Source organism: Ruoffia sp. FAM 24228 (genome assembly GCF_045528575.1).
Classification (GTDB): Bacteria; Bacillota; Bacilli; order Lactobacillales; family Aerococcaceae; genus Ruoffia; species Ruoffia halotolerans.
In genome coordinates, this window is sequence record NZ_JBGQQZ010000140.1 from 1 (window position 1) to 1,112 (window position 1,112).

1 protein-coding gene is annotated in these 1,112 nt (G+C 38.7%); it reads left to right on the plus strand.

What is annotated here, in order from left to right:
* Positions 1 to 93 precede the first annotated feature (93 nt).
* Positions 94 to 1,112: IS256 family transposase (locus ACEN33_RS12390; protein ID WP_407095208.1), on the plus strand; the 1,019-nt coding region annotated here is incomplete at its 3' end.

Here is a 1,112-nt window from a genome sequence, read left to right on the forward strand (position 1 = left end):
GATAAAGCCCATATAATTGTGTAAAAGTAAAAAACCATAATAATCTCTTTGGTACAATGTAGTTGACAGACAAACATTGAAAGGAAGATTATTATGGCTCAATTAAATATTACCTTAAATTTAGAAGAATTAACAGAGGCAGTCATGAATAGCGATATGAATGCGATGATGAAATCATTAGCCGTCACTGTCTTTAACGCTTATATGGAAGTTGAACGTGATCGCTACATTAAAGCAGAGAACTATGAACGGACTTCGGAACGAAAAGATCAGCGGAATGGCTATTACGAACGGGACCTCATGCTAAATATCGGGAGCATCAACTTAAAAGTACCACGGACGAGATCAGGCGAGTTTAAAACAGACGTGTTTAACAGCTACCAGCGGATGGATAAAGCGTTTGTCCTTGGGATGATTGAGATGGTCATTATGGGTGTTTCTACTCGAAAAGTCACGAAAATAGTGGAACAGCTCTGTGGCGAAAATGTATCCAAGTCCTTTGTCTCAGACATCATGCAGGAATTAGATCCACAAATTGAAGCGTTTAAACAACGGTCGTTATCGCACTCTAAATTTCGTTACTTATATGTAGACGCAATGTATATCAAAGTGAGAGAGGACAATCGCGTCGTGTCTAAAGCTGTTTATATCGCCCAAGGTGTTAATGATATAAATAAACGAGAAATCGTCGGTTTTATGGTCTCAGAAGAAGAAACCGAAGCAGCCTGGTCACGCTTCTTTCTAGATTTACGCTCGCGTGGACTACAGACACCAACCATGGTTATTTCTGATGCCCATGCTGGACTGAAAAAAGCGATTCGTAAAGTCTTTGTAGGGACTATTTGGCAACGCTGTACATTTCACTTTATTAGAAACATTATTGATGTAATGCCTAAAAAGAACAGTAAAGAAGAAAGAAAAATACTTAGAAAGATCCTCCAAGCACCAACACAACAACATGCGCGTGAGTTGAAACAAGCCTATGAATCGCAACTTAAAGATAATCCCAAGTATACTGAAGCCTTAAAGATTTTAGATAATGGTTTTGAGGATGCCATTCAATATATGTTAGAACCCGAAGCTTTTCATGTTTCGTTGCGCACAACCAATTC